The sequence below is a fragment of the Polynucleobacter necessarius genome, assembly GCF_900095195.1.
In the GTDB taxonomy this organism is placed as follows: domain Bacteria; phylum Pseudomonadota; class Gammaproteobacteria; order Burkholderiales; family Burkholderiaceae; genus Polynucleobacter; species Polynucleobacter necessarius_G.
In genome coordinates, this window is sequence record NZ_LT606950.1 from 1,337,593 (window position 1) to 1,356,025 (window position 18,433).

Sequence of the window (18,433 nt, forward strand, 5' to 3'; positions counted from 1 at the left end):
CGTTATTTGTTGAGCAAAATTATGCGGAAATCATTCACATTCGTAAGTGTATGGCCAGTTTCCACCAAAGCGCCCAATTCTGCAAAGAACCCATAACAATCATGCCCCTCTAAGAACGATTTAGGCGCCAATCCCCTAGCTTGGGCTACTTTACGGATATTCTCATCAAACCATGCGCCTGCATTCTTTTCACTTCCATCAATACCGTCTGTATCTGCCGCTAGGGCAGCAATTTGAGGTATGTCCTCACTAGCAGCAAATAGGGATAGTAGATATTCACTGCAACGGCCGCCACGGACCTTAAGGCCCGATGGAGTGGCACGATACATTCGCCCCCAGAGATGATCGCTGTAGGCTTTAGATACTTTGCGTTTTGCTGACGCGCTAACCCGGCTTGGAAAGATCCAACCTCTTGTGCCTCTCCAGCAATAGTGTCGCCCAAAATAATGGGATCATAGCCTTGAGTGCGAACATAATTTGCGCAGCCTCCAAACTTTTGTATGCGGTTGCCATGACATGATTTGCTACATTCGCGCCGATTAAATCACTATCTTTTAGTGTCTCAGGCCTCTCCCCTGTTAAACCCTGCTGGAGATGATTGAGCACAGACGAGGGAATGACAACCTCATTCAATTGATATTTCCCAGGATATTGAGTGCATCTAGATGGTTGAGTAATCGGCTGCACAGGGACCGCTAGCAATATCTGCTGGTGAATCTCCTGTCACGTCGGAAATTAATAATGCCTCGACTCTTGCTCCGCGACTAATCGCAACTCTTGCTAGATTACCCCCAAGAATTGCTGACAAATGCTTGCGCACCACATTCATTTCTTCAATCGGTGCCCGCTACGAAGAAGCGCTTCTGTGGTCTTACGCATACCTTCAATCGAGATACCCTCAACTGGCAACGTGAGAAGGCTGGAACCACCACCAGAAATCAACGCAATCAGAACATCATTTGGTTGTAGCTGCTTAGCAAGTGCAAGAATATCTTTTGCGCCATCCATTCCCGCCTGATCAGGAACTGGGTGTCCCGCCTCGACAATCTGGATTGTCGATGTTGGCGATTTATGCCCATAACGAGTGAGCAATACGCCCTCAATGACAGCTTTGGGCCAATGATTCTTCGCATAAGCCTCTAAGCGCTTGCCATGGAGGCGCTTGCCTTGCCAGCACCAACGATTAAGACCTACCTTTTGGCTCTTGTCCGGCTGGAAATAATTTCGCGAGATACTGCGGAACAATTAACTGCGGATCAGCTACTGCAACAGCCGCAGCAAATGCATTTTTAAGAATCGTTTCTGTATTAAATGGAGAATGAATTTGCTGCGTCATCGAGCTATTCTAATCAAGTGAGGCACGTTCTTGCATTAGCCACATCTCAGCATATTTACCATTAATCTTTAGAAGATCGAGGTGGGTTCCTCGCTCGACAATCTGTCTATACTCCATCACCAATATTTGATCGGCATGAATAATGGTTGAAAGACGATGGGCAATGATGAGCGTGGTTCGGTTTTTAGCTAAGCTGAGTAACTCCTCCTGAAACGCCCTTTCGGTTTTTGAATCCAAAGCGGATGTTGCTTCATCAAAAATTAATATACTCGGCTTCTTTAGCAAGGTTCGAGCGATAGCCACTCGCTGCTTCTCGCCACCCGAAAGTTTTAGACTACGCTTACCGACTTGCGTGTCATAGCCCTCGGGTAAGCGTTCAATAAATCCATCGATTTGCGCTGCTCTAGCAGCCTCTCGAACCTCTTCCAGAGTAGCAGAGGGGTCTCCGTAGGCAATGTTGTAACCAATCGTGTCATTAAATAAAGGTATCTTGCGGAACGATACCTATTGCCTTGCGCAAACTGGCCTGTGTCACATCATGCAGACTTTGGCCATCAATCAAAATCTTCCCGGACTGAACGTCATAAAAACGGAATAGCAATCTTGCTAAGGTACTTTTACCCGCACCGATTTGACCAACAACGGCAGTAATCGTATCCGCAGGAATATTAAAACTCACATCTCGAAGGATTTAACGCTTAGCGTCATAATGAAATGACACGTGATCAAAACACACGTCCGGACCTTTGCTGAGATTCTGAATGTGTAAAGGTTGACATTTGGCGAATCCGCAATCTCTTTCTCGGTATTCAATAATGAAAACATCCAATCCATATCCGTCAGAGACTGCTTGATTTCACGATAGATCACGCCCAAGAAATTCAGGGGGATATATAACTGAATTATTAGCGTATTGACTAAGGCTAAATCACCCAATGTCATCGTACCGTCCGCCACCCCAAGAGTAGCGCGCCACAAAATCAACATTAAACCGACTGCAATAATGATTTGCTGACCAAGATTCAAAAAAGCAAGAGTCTTTTGCGACTTGATGGCTGCGGTCTGATACCTCAACAAGTTTTTATCGTAACGGCGTGCCTCAAACGATTCATTACCAAAATACTTTACGGTCTCAAAATTTAATAGCGAATCAATGGCTTTTTGATTTGCTTTGGAATCCATCTCATTCATGGCCCTGCGGTAGTGCGTACGCCACTCCGTAACAGCAATCGTAAAAACAATATACAAAATGAGTGCTACTAAGATAATCGCAGCAAACCAAATGTTGTATGAATATGCAAAGTAACCAAGTACTAAACAAAACTCAATAAGGGTTGGCAGGATGCTATACAGAGAATACGAAATCAGCGATTGAATGCCCCGCGTACCGCGCTCTATATCCCGACTCTCGCCACCAGTCTGACGAGCTAAATGAAAACCTAACGCTAGAGAATGCAAATTCTCAAACACCTGAAGCGCGACCTTGCGTACCGCATTTTGTGTTACCCGAGCAAATAACACCTCACGCAACTCCGTAAATAAAGAAGCGGAGATTCGCAATAATTTATAGGCAACAATAATGCCCACTGGAACAACCAATAAAGCCTGTGGCGAATTGGCCTTAAGATCCAAAGAGTCAATCAACTCTTTCATCAAAATATGGATACCAAGGTTGGCAAATTTTTCTGCAATGAGGCGGCTGATAGCAAAGAGGACCCTCAGTCGATGCTCTAGAAGATAGGGTATAAACCACGAATTACCCGCCAGTCGCCGCGTTGAGGCTCTTTTGAATCACTGCCACTGAGGTAGTGGCTCGATGAATGTCTCATCGTTCTATCTTATTCGCTTCTCACTTGATCTGCAGAAAACCATTTCAAGATGGCTTCACCATTGCTACGTGAGAAACATTTTTGAGCAGCTGTCTCATATGGCAACCATTCATAAGCCACATGCTCTCTTGGGGAGAGCTTTATTGAAATATCATCGGGTACTTGAAGCGCAAACCAATGCTCCGTATTTTTAGTGATGCCAGGCGCATACCGAAAGCGCCATTCTGGATAAATTTCATATTCGATGTGCTGATGCATGTCATGCAATGCACCAGCCGGCAAAGAATCAATCTGAATGCCAGTTTCTTCAAACACCTCGCGTGCTGCAGCCAAGGTTAGATTTTCATCAGGTACATCTAGACTTCCGGTAACGGATTGCCAAAACCCTTGCGATCAGCACGCTCTATCAATAAAACATCCCTATTCGATTTATAGATTATTACTAAAACCGATATAGGGATTTTCAAGATCGCACCAGGACTGTGCTTGAGTTGTTTTATGCGGCAGGCGTTGCTTGACGTAAACGAATATGGAGCTCACGCAATTGACGCTCATCTACAGGGCTTGGCGCCTGCGTTAACAAGCACTGGGCACGCTGTGTTTTCGGGAAGGCAATCACCTCGCGAATAGATTCCGCGCCGGTCATCATGGTCACAATGCGATCCAGACCAAAAGCAATGCCACCGTGCGGAGGTGCGCCGTACTGAAGAGCGTCCAACAAGAATCCAAACTTGGCCTGAGCCTCTTCAGCGCCAATCTTCAAAGCACGGAATACCTGACTCTGAACGGCTTCTTGGTGAATACGCACTGATCCACCACCAATTTCACTACCGTTAAGCACCATGTCATAGGCCTTAGCTAAACACTTACCGGGGTCGGTTTCCAGATATTGCATGTGTTCATCTTTAGGGCTTGTAAAGGGATGATGGCAAGCAACCCAGCGCGCCTCGCCCTCGTCGTAGTCAAACATGGGGAAGTCAACGACCCACAGCGGTTTCCAACCTTCAGTAAAGAGGCCATGCTCTTTGCCCAAGGCTGAATGGCCAATCCGTAAACGTAAATTTCCGATAGCATCATTTACGACTTTTTCTTTATCTGCGCCAAAGAAAATAATATCGCCATCTTTTGCACCAGTGCGCTTCAAAATACCTTCAATAGCAGCGTCGCGCAAATTCTTCACAATGGGAGATTGCAACCCATTACGACCTTCAGCAACCGAATTGACTTTAATCCAAGCCAAGCCTTTTGCGCCATAGATGCTGACAAACTGAGTGTAGTCATCTATTTCGCTACGACTGATTTCCGCGCCACCAGGAACACAAAGACCAACCACGCGACCACCGGTCTGATTGGCTGCGCCCGAAAACACTTTGAAATCAACATCCTTCATGAGATCTGTAAGCTCGGTGAACTCAAGGTTGACACGCAAATCCGGCTTATCCGAACCAAATCGTGCCATACCCTCTGAATACGGCATTGTTGGGAATGGGTTTGGTAGCTCGACGTTCATTGTTTTCTTGAAAATATGACGAATCATATTTTCAAAGAGATCGCGAATCTCTAACTCACTCAAGAATGCAGTTTCACAGTCAATCTGCGTAAATTCCGGTTGGCGGTCTGCGCGCAAATCTTCATCTCGGAAGCATTTGGTAATTTGGTAGTAACGATCAAAACCCGCCAACATTAAAAGTTGCTTAAATAACTGCGGGGATTGGGGTAATGCAAAGAACTGACCATCATGCACGCGTGATGGGACTAAGTAATCACGTGCACCCTCTGGCGTGCTCTTAGTCAGCATAGGAGTTTCGATATCGATAAATCCCGCATCGTCAAGATAACGACGGCACTCCATTGCCACGTTGTAACGTAAACGCAAGTGTTTTTGCATTTGTGGGCGACGAAGATCCAACACGCGGTGGGTTAAGCGAGTTGTCTCAGAAAGATTTTCATCGTCCAGTTGGAATGGCGGCGTAACAGAAGCATTCAAAATGACTAGGCTATGACAAAGAATCTCTACTTTTCCACTTACCAAATCGGTATTTTCAGTACCAGCTGGGCGCGCACGAACTAGACCCTTAATCTGAATACAGAACTCGTTACGAACCTGCTCTGCAAGTGCGAACATTTCTGGACGATCTGGATCACATACAACCTGCACAAAGCCTTCACGATCCCGCAAGTCAATAAAAATCACACCCCCATGGTCGCGGCGGCGGTTAACCCAACCGGAAAGGGTGACCTCTTGACCAATCAGTGCATCGGTTACTTGACCGCAATTATGGCTACGCATTGACATAAGAATTTCCTAAAAATCAAAAATAGTGTGCCGACTCAGTTGTAGTCAAGGCACTTGAATTGTTTGGTGGTACGGAGCCCATCGAAACAATGTGTTTCAGAGCCTCCTCTACACTCATCTCCAGCTCAATAGCTTGAGCACGAGGCACGATCATGAAAAATCCAGAAGTAGGATTTGGAGTGGTTGGCAAAAAGACGTTCACATAGTCTTCGCCCAATTTAGCAGTTACTTCTTTTGCTGGAGCACCCGTCTGAAAAGCGATTGCCCACGAGTCAGCGTGAGGATAACGAATTAAGAGAGCCTTACTAAACGCTTGGCCACTTCCGGAAAATAGTGTTGATGACACTTGCTGTACGCTCGAATATATAGAGCGCACAACCGGAATGCGATTAACAAACTTATCCCAAACCTTTAGCCACCACTGGCCCGCAAAACTAATCGCCAAAACACCCGTTAGCATGATGACGGCAATCACAATAGCGATACCCACCCCTGGCAGGTCACGGAAATACTGAAGGTCAACAGCAGCATCACGGGGAAGCACCAAAATAATGGCGTGCATTACTGATCCAAAGACGCCATCAAGCAAACCTAAGCCCCACGCAATCACCCAAATAGTGATCGAGAGCGGTGCCCAAACTAAGATGCCTGCAATAAAGTATTTTTTCATGTGTTCTGCCTAGCCCGCTATTTTAGCGTTTTAGAAGCCAAGCAGCGAAAGGCTAATAAATGCCTAGGCTGATAATCAAAATACCGGCCAAAAAGCCGCCTGCGAAGAGAAGGGCGCCAGTAATCAAGCGATGCGTACGCCTTTCCTGCAATAAAAGTGCTTTTAAGACCTCTAATTCACCATTCTGATCTTTTAACTCAGCACGACTTTGGGCTAGGCTATCGGCAATTAGGCGCGGCAAAGTTGGCAGGATTTTTGCCCAGAGAGGAGCCTCTTCTTTGAGGCCATCAATCAAGCCACGCCAGCCCAATTGCTTACCGACCCATTTTTCTAAAATGGGTTTTGCGGTTTTCCAAAGATCTAAGTCAGGATCGAGCTGACGAGCTAGGCCCTCTACATTTAAAAGTGTCTTTTGGAGCAGAGTCAGTTGTGGCTGAATTTCCACCTTGAAGCGTCGAGAGGTTTGGAACAAGCGCATTAATACCAACCCCAAAGAAATCTCTTTCAAAGGGCGATCGAAGTAAGGTTCGCAAACGGATCGAACCGCACCCCCCAACTCTTCAACGCGAGTGTTTGCAGGAACCCATCCGGACTCAATATGCAACTCAGCAACACGACGATAGTCGCGATTAAAGAAAGCCAAGAAATTTAATGCTAAATAATTTTTATCTGACTCACTCAATGCACCAACAATTCCAAAATCCAAGGAAATGAAACGACCAAATGTTTCAGGTTGTAGGCTGATCATGATATTTCCGGGATGCATGTCTGCATGGAAAAAACCGTGCTCAAACACTTGAGTAAAGAATATTTCTACACCATCCGCTGCCAATTTCTTAAAGTCAACACCAGCCGCACGAAGATCCGATGTGCGCCCTATAGAAAGGCCATCCATTCTTTCCATCACCATCACATTCGTATGGCAAAGATCCCAGTACATTTCCGGAATCATTAACTTCTTAGAATCGATAAAATTTCGCCGCAACTGGCTTGCATTAGCTGCTTCGCGCATGAGGTCCAACTCATCATGCAAGTACGTATCGAACTCTGCAACATTCTCGCGGGGCTTTAAACGACGGCCATCTTCGGAGCTCTTCTCTACAATTTTGGCCAGGTCATACATCAAGGCTAAATCACCTTCAATGACAGGCAATATACCGGGTCGGAGTACCTTAATGGCAACTGCTTTTTGCGTCCACTCAGGATGTTTTTCATTACCACGGAGCACCCCAAAATGCACTTGCGCCACAGAAGCGCTTGCGACCGGCGTAGCATCAAAACTAATAAACACTTCTTCAATCGACTGACCCAGAGCTTCTTCAATAAGTCGGCGTGATTCTGCATTGGAAAACGGCGGTACCTGATCCTGCAACTTCGCTAACTCGTTCGCAATATCTTCAGGCAATAAGTCACGACGGGTTGAGAGTACTTGTCCAAACTTAACAAAAATTGGGCCAAGCGCTTCAAGCGTCAAACGTATGCGTTCACCCCTCGGCAGATTCCCACCCGGAGAAGTCCAACAAACAATCGTTAGCGCACCTCGACCGATGCCAGGCTTTAAAACATCTCGCAATAACGGCAGAAGACCAAAACGCCATGCCGTAAAGAAAATAAAACAAAGACGGGCAATTCTGCGCACGATTTAGTTAGCCCTTTTTTGAATAAATTGAATGCGCTTCTCCAAGCGATCTACCGCCTCACGTACGTTATTAAGCTCGACTTTATGGGCTAAAAAATCACGTTTGTTTAAAAGCACTTTTCTCTCTTCGCTAACGTACTCAACGACATTGTCCAACAAATCCAATGCGGCTAAACGCGAAGCAGAAACGACTTTTTTACCCTGTCGAACAGCAAAATGAGCTAGTGCATCGCCGATAAATTCCGCCAAATCCTCTTCATAATCCCAACGTAGCTGACCAACTAAACGGCCAATTAATTGAGCCAACTCAGCATCGCCCGTAATTTTGACAGCTTTAAATGCCTGCTCTTTTAGCTTTCCTGAAGGGATGGTGAATCCACCCAGTGCCTTTGCAGAGATCTCCAGAGCAAGCGAGGGGGTTTCCAATTCATTTAATGACTCTAAATACCCTGAGGGAGTAATCGCAAAACAGAGGTGTCCGAATGGGGTCTGCACTAAAACCGTTTTCCCCGTGTGCTTTACTAACTCAGCGCACGCCCAAGGCTCGCGCCCCAAGACATGATTTATCCCACGGCAAACCGCACTTGCGGCAATTGAATGGGTAGATGTTGTCAGTGTGTTCATAAGTATAAAAAACCCGCACTAAGGCGGGTTTTCCAACGGAAATTACCTAGAGCTTAAACCAACTGAGAGATACCTGCTAGTACCCAGCCTCCTGGGCCATCCACAGGCTTACTCAGATTCCAAATTTCAGAGAAATCGCTAGCCGGCGCATTTTGCTGTTCACGAATTGCTCCGCTAAACCGTACGCTACAGAAATAGTGCGCATTTGCAGTCTCAATTCCCAACAAGCGAGCATTAATAGCAACCACATCGGTTTGATTTGGGCTTTCAGCACGTCCCGCTAAATCCTGTTGAATTGTGGAAAACATTTCAGGCGTAGTGAATTCTTGCAGAGATACTAAGTCACCTTGATCCCATGCTTTTTGTAAGACTATAAAATACTGCTTTGCATTTTCCAAAAAAGTTCGCTCATCAAATCCAGGGGGCATCGTGGATTGAAATGTCTCAGGCTCTACACCTACTCCAGCAAAAGCATTTGCAGCAAGAGTAGAAGCCGGCTCTTGTCTGACACCAGAGTCAATGTTGGCGCGCTGCATACCAGCGGAAGGAACATTGGAACGTTGTCCAGCGCTCGACATTGCTGGCAATAGTCTGCGAATTAAAAAGATGATGACAAAACCTGCCAGCATTGCAATTAATAGACCGGTCATGAAAGACGCTGCAGCTTCACCCAATCCAAAGTGAGACAACAGATAGCCAATGCCTAAGCCTGCAGCTAATCCACCCAGAATTCCGCCCATACCCCCAAAGCGACTAGGCGCAGGAGCTTGAGGCGGCTGAGGTGCTGCAGCTGGAGCGGTGGGTTGAGCCTGTTGAGCAGGTTTTTGTGCAGGAGTGGCCTGCTTGTGTATTGGTGCACCAGGAGCTCTACCAATATTTTTACCCCAACCAAGACGAGCAGCTTCAACTGAACCAACCGTCGCGAATATTAACGTTAAGCTTACTAAAGCAGCTTTTAAAAAATGTTTGTTCATTTCTTTTACCTCTCTTTACTCTTCTAATAACAACTTTGTTGTTTACGTTTAAGAGCGTAAAAACTATACAACTATCAGTATTTAATACCAATATGTAAGGCGACGATACCCCCAGTCATTCTGTGGGTTTCAACATCATCAAAACCTACTCCCAACATCGTTTCCTTAAGGATGTCTGCATCGGGGTGCATACGAATGGATTCGGCTAGATAACGATAGCTTTCAGAATCCTGAGCAATTTTTTCACCCAACCACGGTAATACTTTGAATGAATATGCGTCGTAGACGGGCTGTAGGAATGCATCTGGCTTTGAGAACTCTAGGACCAATACGCGACCGCCTGGCTTAATTACCCTGGACATCTCGGCAAGCGCGACATCCTTGTGCGTCATATTGCGCAAACCAAACGCAACAGTAACCACATCAAAGTGGTTGCTTGGAAAAGGAATCTTTTCTGCGTCAAATTGCACACAAGGTAAAGCCATACCCCGGTCCAGCAAACGATCTCGGCCTACCCCAAGCATTGAAGCATTAATGTCGCTCAGCCACACCTGTGCATCAGAGTTGCTGCCCCAATCAGCAGCTTTGGCAAAAGCTGCGGCGAGATCACCGGTGCCGCCAGCAATATCCAATATCTTTTGACCAGGGCGCACATTCGCTCTTGCAATGGTAATTTTTTTCCAGACGCGGTGTAGTCCGAGCGACATTAAATCATTCATTACATCGTATTTGCTGGCTACAGAATGAAACACTTCAGCGACTTTTCCAGCCTTTTCGGCTTCATCGACGCTTTGATAACCAAAATGGGTCTTACTCATTAATGACTTCCACAAGAATGGCCTTGCTTAATCATGGGCGCATCACGATCAAGACCTGCGGCTGCTAATTTATTCAAATAGTCCCTCCATACCCACTCTTGGTTTTCGCACAAGAAATGCAAATACTCCCAGGTGTAAAGACCGGAGTCATGTCCATCCGAAAACGTGGGCTTTAAGGCATAGTGCCCTACAGGCTCCATACTGGCGATCGATACCTCGCGTTTGCCAGTTTGCAGTGTCTCCTGTCCTGGTCCATGACCTTGTACCTCAGCGGATGGTGAAAGAACCCTTAACAATTCAAAAGGTAGACGATAAGTGCTGCCATCGTCATAAGAGAGCTCCAAAACCTTTGATTGTTGATGCACAACAATATTCGTCGGAATCATTACACCAATACCCTTTCAATACCGCCTTGATTTGCTTTAGCAACGTAATCTTGCATCCAGTTCTCACAAAGCAATTTTTGAGCCATCTCTACCACGATGTAATCAGCGGTGGTGCCACTATCCGCATTAAAGCGCGTCAGGCCCTGCAAGCAAGATGGGCAGCTAGTGAGCACTTTGACATCACCAGTAAAGTCACCTTTACGCAATTCATTTGCACCCTTTTCCATTTCGATTTGCTTGCGAAAGCGAACTTGCGTCGATATATCTGGGCGAGTCACAGCAAGCGTTCCAGATTCGCCACAGCAACGATCGTTCTTCGCAATAGCTTTGCCATCCTCTAGTTGAATAAGTTCGTTGACAGTCTTTAATGGATCTTGCAACTTCATTGGGGAGTGGCATGGATCGTGATACACATATTTCACACCAGTGACACCAGAAAGCTTGACCCCTTTTTCTGCCAAGAACTCATGAATATCGACAATGCGACAACCTGGGAAAATTTGTTCAAACTGATAACCAGCCAATTGGTCGTAACATGTCCCGCAAGACACTACGACTGTCTTAATATCAAGATAGTTCAGCGTGTTGGCAACTCGATGAAACAAAACACGGTTATCCGCGATCATTTTCTCGGCTTTATCAAAGTCCCCATTGCCACGTTGTGGATAGCCACAGCAAAGGTAGCCCGGAGGCAATACTGTTTGTACGCCAACATTCCATAGCATTGCTTGGGTCGCTAATCCCACCTGCGAAAACAAGCGTTCAGAACCACAACCTGGGAAATAAAACACTGCCTCGGTATCGGCTGAAGTCGTTTTAGGATCACGAATAATCGGCACATAGTTTGCATCCTCAATATCAAGGAGGGCACGAGCAGTTTTCTTTGGCAAATTGCCAGGCATCTTTTTATTAACAAAGAAAATCACCTGCTCTTTAACGCTCGGTTTACCAACTGTTGCGGGTGGATGCGCAGTTTGCTGTTTTGCAAATTTACGCAAAATATCGTTACCTAGTCGTTGCAGCTTATAGCCCCAGCCAATCATCGTCTTACGAGCCAAGTGAATACTTTCTGGGCTCGTAGCATTTAAAAAGAACATTGATGCGGCAGTTCCCGGATTAAAGCGCCGCTGACCCATTTTGCGCAAAAGGTTACGCATATTCATGGTGACATCGCCGAAATCAATCTTGACCGGGCAAGGAGTTAAGCACTTGTGACAAACTGTGCAGTGCGCAGCTACATCATCAAACATTTCCCAGTGACGAATAGACACTCCGCGACGGGTTTGCTCCTCATATAAAAATGCCTCAATCAACAATGAGGTAGCTAAAATTTTGTCTCTCGGGCTGTACAGCAAATTTGCACGCGGTACGTGCGTAGAGCAAACTGGCTTGCATTTACCGCAACGTAAACAATCTTTCACACTATCGGCAATTGCGCCGATATCACTTTGCTGCATGATGATGGACTCATGGCCCATCAAACCAAAACTCGGGGTATAAGCCATACTGAGATCAGCATGTGGCATTAACTTACCCTTGTTAAATCGACCCTCAGGATCAACACGATTTTTGTAGCTACGGAAGTCTTTCAACTCGGCCTCTGTTAGATACTCCAACTTAGTAATGCCAATTCCATGCTCTCCAGAGATGACTCCATCCAAAGAGCGTGCCAACTTCATGATGCGATCCACTGCACGATGCGCATCTTGCAGCATCTCGTAATCGTCCGAGTTGACAGGAATATTGGTATGCACATTACCGTCGCCAGCGTGCATGTGCAAAGCCACAAATACGCGCTTGCGAAGAATATTTTTATGAATTGCCTCGAGCTCAGCCAAAATTGGCTCAAACGCTAAGCCGCCAAAAATAATACGCAACTCAGAGCGAACCTCCTCTTTCCAGGACGCGCGCAAACTGTAGTTCTGTAATTGCGGAAAATAGGCATCCATCTGGGTTAACCACTCAGACCAACACCCACGAACCTTAGCGATTAAATCGAGCGCCTGTTGGACACGATCACCCAAAATTTCTGCAGTTGGAATTTCATAATCTTCTTCATTCTTACCTAATGGTAAGGCACTCTTTTTTAAGAAGTTTTCTAAACTATCCAGAACTTGAAGTTTATTTTTTAGAGATAACTCAATGTTGATGCGATCAATACCATCGATGTACTCGCCCATTCGGGATAATGGAATCACCACGTCTTCATTAATCTTAAATGCGTTGGTGTGGCGCGCGATCGCTGCAGTTCTTGCGCGATCCAACCAAAATTTCTTACGCGCTTCAGCGCTTACCGCAACAAAACCCTCACCAACCCGTAAATTGGCCATACGCACAACTTCACTCGTAGCAGCAGCAACAGCCTCTTCGTCATCGCCTGCAATGTCGCCAATTAATACCATTTTCGGCAAACTATTGCGCTTAGACTTGGTTGAGTAGCCTACGGCACGGAGATAGCGATCATCCAAATGCTCAAGGCCGGCCAAAATAGCCCCCCCTTGTTTACTTAGGCTCTCAAGGTACGCCTTAATTTCAACAATACTCGGAATAGCTTCACGAGCTTGACCGAAAAACTCAAGGCAGACTGTACGCATAAATTTTGGCATGCGATGCAATACCCAAGTTGCGCTAGTAATCAAACCATCGCAACCTTCTTTTTGTACGCCAGGTAAACCTGCTAAAAATTTATCGGTAACGTCTTTGCCCAAACCTTCCTTACGAAAACGCTTGCCTTCCACTTCCAAAAGTTCGGTTTTTAAAACGCGTTGACCTGGCTCGCTATTTCCATCGGACCACGTTAACTCAAAGCGAGCTTTTTCGACATCATGAATCTTGCCAAGGTTGTGGTCCAAACGCACAACATCTAACCAATTTCCCTCGGGATCAACCATGCGCCAGCTAGCGAGATTATCTAAGGCCGTACCCCAGAGCACCGCCTTTTTACCGCCAGCATTCATGGCAATATTGCCGCCAATACAACTGGCATCAGCAGAAGTCGGGTCTACAGCAAACACTAATCCAGCGTGCTCAGCGGCATCGGAAACGCGACGCGTAACAACACCAGCACCTGTAAAAATGGTTGAAACCTCATGGCTCACACCGGGCAAGTGTTTTAACTTCACACCACCAATGTCTTGTAATTTTTCAGTATTAATAACCGCAGACATTGCATATAACGGAATGGCACCTCCGGTATACCCAGTACCGCCCCCGCGTGGAATGATCGTGAGGCCCAATTCGACACATGCTTTAACAAGCCCAGGAATTTCAGATTCGTAATCAGGCTTGAGAACAGCCAAGGGAAACTCAACACGCCAATCCGTAGCATCAGTAACGTGTGCTGCACGAGATACACCATCAAAACAAATATTGTCACTGGCTGTATGGCGACCTAACTCCTTGCGTGCACGTTTACGGATTTGCTCAACCTCTTTAAATCCGTTTTCAAAATTTTCAATCGCACGGTAAGCGGCGCTTAATAAAATTTCAACTTGATCAGCAGAGTCGCCGTTATTGCGTTTTTTTACCTCACCCAAACGGTGCCAAAGCGCATTGATTAATTGTTGGCGGCGATTTGGATTATCAAGAAGGTCGTCCTGCAAAAAGGGGTTGCGTTGAACCACCCAAATATCACCTAAGATTTCAAACAACATACGCGCCGAACGGCCAGTACGACGGACGCCGCGCAATTCATTCAAAACACGCCAAGATTCCTCACCCAACAGGCGAATCACAATTTCTCGGTCGGAAAAGGAAGTGTAGTTGTAAGGAATTTCGCGAAGACGGGGAGAACCTGCCTCAGCATCCAACAACTGGTTCAAAGCTAAAGGTGCATTCATAGCGACATATTTGGTAAATACGCATTTTAATTGAGCAATATTGATACTGTCAGGAATTAGGGAAAGTTACTCCCCAAATGGATAAACCCCTGCAAATCTAAGGGCTTAGGCTCCATCCGTGGTACGCTCATCGCATGGCAACGAACTATTTAAAGAAAATATTATCGGCGCGCGTCTATGGCGTCGCTAGAGAAACCGAACTCCAACTCGCCCCTGAGTTGACTAAGCGCTTGGGTAATCAGGTTTTACTGAAGCGTGAGGATAACCAGCCAGTCTTCTCCTTTAAGCTTCGGGGCGCCTACAACAAAATAACGCATTTACCCCCAGAAGCCCTGAAACTAGGGGTCATTGCTGCTTCTGCCGGTAACCATGCCCAAGGTGTCGCCCTGGCTGCCGCCAAAATGAAATGCAAAGCAGTTATTGTCATGCCAGTGACTACCCCCAGCATCAAGATTGACGCCGTAAAAGCCAGGGGAGGCTCTTGGGTTGAAATCATCCTGCATGGCGAGTCCTACAGCGACGCATTTAACCACTCTGAGTTATTGGGTAAAAAGAGGGGTTTGACGTTTATGCACCCCTTTGATGATCCCGATGTCATCGCCGGACAAGGAACCATCGCTCACGAAATTTTTACGCAATGCGAAAAGCCCGTCGATGCTGTATTTGTTGCAATTGGTGGTGGCGGATTGATTGCAGGGATTGGCGAATACATCAAAGCAGTCACCCCAAAAACGAAAGTGATCGGTGTTCAAGCTTCGGACTCAGATGCCATGAACCAATCACTCAAAGCGAATAAGCGCATAGAGATGAAAGATGTTGGCTTATTTTCTGATGGTACGGCTGTCAAATTGGTTGGCAAAGAAACATTTCGCATCTGCAAAAAAGTGGTTGATGAAATTATCACCGTCGACACAGATGAAATCTGCGCTGCAATCAATGATGTCTTTACCGATACCCGCAGCATCCTTGAACCCGCTGGAGCCCTTGCTATTGCAGGCATGAAGAAGTATGTCGAGAAAAAACACATTAAGAAAAAAACTCTCGTTGCCGTAGCTTGCGGAGCAAATATGAACTTCAGTCGCCTGCGTTTTGTCGCAGAGCGCGCCGATGTTGGTGAATTTCGTGAGGCCGTGTTTGCCGTCACAATTCCAGAAGAAAGGGGCTCATTCAAGCGCTTCTGTGAACTGCTTGTTAAGCGTAATGTTACGGAGTTCAACTATCGGATTGGCGATCAGAGTGAAGCGCACATCTTTGTTGGTATCAGCACACAAAAAGCCGGTGATAGCGAAGCCATTGCAAAACATTTTCGCAAGGCAAAATTTGCAACCATTGATCTCACACATGATGAGTTAGCAAAATCGCACTTACGCCATATGGTGGGCGGACACTCTGCCCTTGCTAAAGACGAACTACTCTACCGCTTCGAATTTCCGGAGCGTCCAGGCGCCTTGATGAAATTCCTCACCAGCATGGCACCGAACTGGAATATCAGCTTATTTCATTACCGCAATCATGGGGCTGACTACGGTCGTATTTTGGTAGGTATTCAAGTACCTAAAAACGAACAGAAGAAATTTCAAAGCTTTTTAGCGACACTAGGCTACCCACACTGGGATGAAAGTAATAATCCCGCCTATCGTCTATTTCTTAAATAAGAGATAAGTAAAATGTTGTATACCTTCACCGAAAAACTCGTCGTAGCGATTTCGTCGCGTGCTCTGTTTGATTTTGAGGAAGAAAACCGTATCTTCGAATCCACCGATGACAGCGCTTATATGAAGCTACAGCTTGAGCGCTTAGGGGAAGCGGCACAAAAGGGTGTGGCGTTCCCACTAGTTAAAAAACTCTTAGCCTTCAATGAAGAGGGTGAGCAGCGTGTAGAAGTTGTCATTTTGTCGCGCAATGATCCTGTTAGTGGATTACGGGTTTTCCGCTCTGCAGAGCATCATGGTCTCCACCTCGAGCGCGGAGTATTTACCAGAGGTAGGCCGCCTTACCATTACCTACGCTCATTGCATGCAAACCTTTTTCTCTCGGCAAATGAAGATGATGTCAGGGCAACAATCGAGGCAGGCTTTCCTGCTGCACGGGTTTATCCAGAGTCGAGCAAAACGGCAGAATCCCATCCGAATGAAATCCGCATAGCCTTTGACGGAGATGCCGTCCTCTTTTCCGATGAGGCAGAACAAGTGTTCCAAAAAAAAGGGTTGGAGGCATTTGTTGATCATGAAAGTAAAAAGGTGGGTACACCGATACCTCCAGGACCTTTTAAACCCTTATTGGAAGCACTTCACCGACTGCAACGCTCCACCAGCGAGAATGGTGTGCGTATCCGCACTGCACTTGTTACTGCACGCTCCGCCCCAGCCCACGAACGCGCAATACGTACGCTGATGGCATGGGGCATTGAAGTTGATGAAGCGATGTTCTTAGGCGGACTCTCTAAAAGTGAGTTCTTGAGAGAATTTGAGCCCGACTTCTTTTTTGATGATCAAACCGGCCATTGCCAATCTGCCGCCTCTGTTGCGCCAACAGGTCATGTAGTATCAGGCGCATCTAATAATCCCAAAAAATAACTCGGCGGCAAGATTTCGGAATGGCAATACTTACTCTTGGTCAATCAACACAATACCCCGATCAATATGATCCGAGTTTGTTATTCCCTATTCCCAGAATAGGGAATCGTAAAAAGCTTGGTTATCAAGAAGGTCAATCATTGCCATTTGTTGGGATTGATATTGGGAATGCGTTTGAGCTTAGCTGGCTCAACAAAAAAGGAAACCTCAAATTGCTATCGCGGAGTTTCAAATCCCAGCAGACTCCCCCAACATGATTGAGTCCAAGTCCTTTAAGCTGTAGCTCAACAGCTTAAATAGTGCACGCTTTGAAGATGAAAACGAAGTCAAAGAGCAATTAATACAGGATTTATCTGCCGTAACTGGTAGCAAAATTACCGCACGAATTCAGTTAGCCGAATTGATTGCAAAACAAGGCATCCATGAAATGGGCGGCATTTTGATGGATCGCTTAGATATTGAAATTGATCCGAATCTTGCTGCAGACCCAAACCTGCTAGATGTGAATACCTCTTTTAGCCCAATCGAACAATGTTTAGTCTCACACATGCTCAAATCGAATTGCCCTGTAACTGGACAGCCCGATTGGGCGAGCATCCAAATTCGCTATCAAGGACGCCCCATCCTTGAGGAAGGGTTGTTCGCTACCTGATTGGCTTTAGACATTTAGGGGAGTTTCACGAGCATTGCGTGGAAACGATCTTTACGGATATCAAGCGCCAATGCAAACCCGAAAAATTGTCTGTGTACGCACGCTACACACGCCGTGGTGGTCTAGACATCAATCCATTCAGAACCAATCACAACTCGCTTTGGCCAGACAATGTTCGCCATGCTCGGCAATAAATAAAAAACCCTCAGAAATTTCTGAGGGTTTTTCTTATGAGTCATCAATCACTTGAAGAGATGATAGGTAAGCTTTTAAAACGGAATATCGTCGTCCATAGCACCAAGTGATGCAGCACTTGAGGCTGCTGGAGCAGATTGCTCAGAGGACTTTGAGCGACTGTAGCTTTCACCGCCATCACCGCCGCCACCTGCTGGCTTGCCACCGAGCATTTGCATGGTTTCTGCCACGATCTCCGTGGAATATTTTTCTTGACCACTAGCATCTGTCCATTTACGAGTGCGTAAACGACCTTCAACATAAACCTGAGAACCTTTTTTGAGATACTGGCCAGCAATTTCCGCAAGCTTGCCAAAGAAGGCAATGCGATGCCATTCTGTGGTTTCTTTCATTTCACCGATTTGCTTACCTTTGTAACGATCTGAAGTTGCTACAGAGATGTTTGTTACAGCGTCGCCGCTTGGCATGTAACGTGTTTCTGGATCACGTCCAACATTACCTACGATGATGACCTTATTTACCGAAGCCATGTTGTCTCCCGAAGAAAATTACTACAGTTATTACTACTAAAAATTTTTACACTGATACTGAAATGAAGC

The 18,433-nt window shown here is 46.1% G+C and carries 11 protein-coding genes and 4 pseudogenes; 3 read left to right on the forward strand and 12 right to left on the reverse strand.

Annotated features, from left to right (window positions below; translation table 11 throughout):
* Positions 1-2: 2 nt before the first annotated feature.
* The 11 genes and pseudogenes from BQ1619_RS10760 to BQ1619_RS07485 all read right to left on the reverse strand — a co-directional run bounded on the left by BQ1619_RS10760 (position 3) and on the right by BQ1619_RS07485 (position 14,411).
* Positions 3-1,336: pseudogene (locus tag BQ1619_RS10760) on the reverse strand (glycerate kinase type-2 family protein).
* Positions 1,337-1,345: 9 nt separating this feature from the next.
* A pseudogene (locus BQ1619_RS07440) lies at positions 1,346-3,165 on the reverse strand (ABCB family ABC transporter ATP-binding protein/permease).
* Between the two features lie 9 nt (positions 3,166-3,174).
* A pseudogene (nudB, locus tag BQ1619_RS07445) lies at positions 3,175-3,632 on the reverse strand (dihydroneopterin triphosphate diphosphatase).
* A gap of 29 nt (positions 3,633-3,661) precedes the next feature.
* The gene (aspS, locus tag BQ1619_RS07450; protein ID WP_114663186.1) at positions 3,662-5,461 is read right to left on the reverse strand and encodes an aspartate--tRNA ligase; all 1,800 of its coding nucleotides are present in this window, start codon (positions 5,459-5,461) and stop codon (positions 3,662-3,664) included.
* Between the two features lie 16 nt (positions 5,462-5,477).
* Positions 5,478-6,131, reverse strand: a complete 654-nt coding sequence (locus BQ1619_RS07455) for a DUF502 domain-containing protein (protein WP_114663187.1) — start codon at positions 6,129-6,131, stop codon at positions 5,478-5,480.
* Between the two features lie 52 nt (positions 6,132-6,183).
* Positions 6,184-7,770: a ubiquinone biosynthesis regulatory protein kinase UbiB gene (gene ubiB / locus BQ1619_RS07460; RefSeq protein WP_114663189.1), complete on the reverse strand. Its 1,587-nt coding sequence runs from the start codon at positions 7,768-7,770 to the stop codon at positions 6,184-6,186.
* Between the two features lie 3 nt (positions 7,771-7,773).
* Positions 7,774-8,394 (reverse strand): ubiquinone biosynthesis accessory factor UbiJ, encoded by a 621-nt coding sequence (locus BQ1619_RS07465; protein ID WP_114663190.1) that lies wholly within the window; start codon positions 8,392-8,394, stop codon positions 7,774-7,776.
* Between the two features lie 53 nt (positions 8,395-8,447).
* Entirely contained in the window at positions 8,448-9,368 is a 921-nt protein-coding gene (locus BQ1619_RS07470) for a Tim44 domain-containing protein (RefSeq protein ID WP_114663192.1), read from the reverse strand.
* A gap of 74 nt (positions 9,369-9,442) precedes the next feature.
* Positions 9,443-10,186, reverse strand: a complete 744-nt coding sequence (ubiE, locus tag BQ1619_RS07475; protein WP_114663193.1) for a bifunctional demethylmenaquinone methyltransferase/2-methoxy-6-polyprenyl-1,4-benzoquinol methylase UbiE — start codon at positions 10,184-10,186, stop codon at positions 9,443-9,445.
* Positions 10,186-10,572, reverse strand: a complete 387-nt coding sequence (locus tag BQ1619_RS07480) for a gamma-butyrobetaine hydroxylase family protein (RefSeq protein WP_114663195.1) — start codon at positions 10,570-10,572, stop codon at positions 10,186-10,188. Before BQ1619_RS07480 ends, ubiE begins: the two co-directional genes overlap by 1 nt.
* Positions 10,572-14,411: a DUF3683 domain-containing protein gene (locus BQ1619_RS07485; protein ID WP_114663196.1), complete on the reverse strand. Its 3,840-nt coding sequence runs from the start codon at positions 14,409-14,411 to the stop codon at positions 10,572-10,574. The genes BQ1619_RS07480 and BQ1619_RS07485 overlap by 1 nt, the downstream gene beginning before the upstream one ends.
* Positions 14,412-14,545: 134 nt before the next feature.
* On the opposite strand from BQ1619_RS07485, the gene ilvA reads away from it, so the two are divergent.
* The 3 genes and pseudogenes from ilvA to queF all read left to right on the forward strand — a co-directional run bounded on the left by ilvA (position 14,546) and on the right by queF (position 17,833).
* Positions 14,546-16,066 carry a threonine ammonia-lyase, biosynthetic gene (gene ilvA, locus BQ1619_RS07490; protein ID WP_114663198.1) on the forward strand — a complete coding sequence of 507 codons (1,521 nt, stop codon included), beginning with the start codon at positions 14,546-14,548 and terminating at the stop codon, positions 16,064-16,066.
* 12 nt (positions 16,067-16,078) lie between these two features.
* Positions 16,079-16,987: a 5'-nucleotidase gene (locus BQ1619_RS07495; RefSeq protein WP_114663199.1), complete on the forward strand. Its 909-nt coding sequence runs from the start codon at positions 16,079-16,081 to the stop codon at positions 16,985-16,987.
* A gap of 20 nt (positions 16,988-17,007) precedes the next feature.
* Positions 17,008-17,833 (forward strand): annotated as a pseudogene (gene queF, locus BQ1619_RS07500) (NADPH-dependent 7-cyano-7-deazaguanine reductase QueF).
* Between the two features lie 75 nt (positions 17,834-17,908).
* On the opposite strand, the gene ssb reads toward queF, so the two are convergent.
* The gene (ssb, locus tag BQ1619_RS07505) at positions 17,909-18,364 is read right to left on the reverse strand and encodes a single-stranded DNA-binding protein (RefSeq protein WP_114663201.1); all 456 of its coding nucleotides are present in this window, start codon (positions 18,362-18,364) and stop codon (positions 17,909-17,911) included.
* Positions 18,365-18,433 lie beyond the last annotated feature (69 nt).

Bases quoted from the DNA above. Each gene is read 5' to 3' on its own strand.
- aspS (WP_114663186.1), bottom strand. From the start codon at position 5,461: ATGTCAATGCGTAGCCATAATTGCGGTCAAGTAACCGATGCACTGATT.
- BQ1619_RS07455 (WP_114663187.1), bottom strand. From the start codon at position 6,131: ATGAAAAAATACTTTATTGCAGGCATCTTAGTTTGGGCACCGCTCTCG.
- BQ1619_RS07465 (WP_114663190.1), bottom strand. From the start codon at position 8,394: ATGAACACACTGACAACATCTACCCATTCAATTGCCGCAAGTGCGGTT.
- BQ1619_RS07470 (WP_114663192.1), bottom strand. From the start codon at position 9,368: ATGAACAAACATTTTTTAAAAGCTGCTTTAGTAAGCTTAACGTTAATA.
- ubiE (WP_114663193.1), bottom strand. From the start codon at position 10,186: ATGAGTAAGACCCATTTTGGTTATCAAAGCGTCGATGAAGCCGAAAAG.
- BQ1619_RS07480 (WP_114663195.1), bottom strand. From the start codon at position 10,572: ATGATTCCGACGAATATTGTTGTGCATCAACAATCAAAGGTTTTGGAG.
- BQ1619_RS07485 (WP_114663196.1), bottom strand. From the start codon at position 14,411: ATGAATGCACCTTTAGCTTTGAACCAGTTGTTGGATGCTGAGGCAGGT.
- ilvA (WP_114663198.1), top strand. From the start codon at position 14,546: ATGGCAACGAACTATTTAAAGAAAATATTATCGGCGCGCGTCTATGGC.
- BQ1619_RS07495 (WP_114663199.1), top strand. From the start codon at position 16,079: ATGTTGTATACCTTCACCGAAAAACTCGTCGTAGCGATTTCGTCGCGT.
- ssb (WP_114663201.1), bottom strand. From the start codon at position 18,364: ATGGCTTCGGTAAATAAGGTCATCATCGTAGGTAATGTTGGACGTGAT.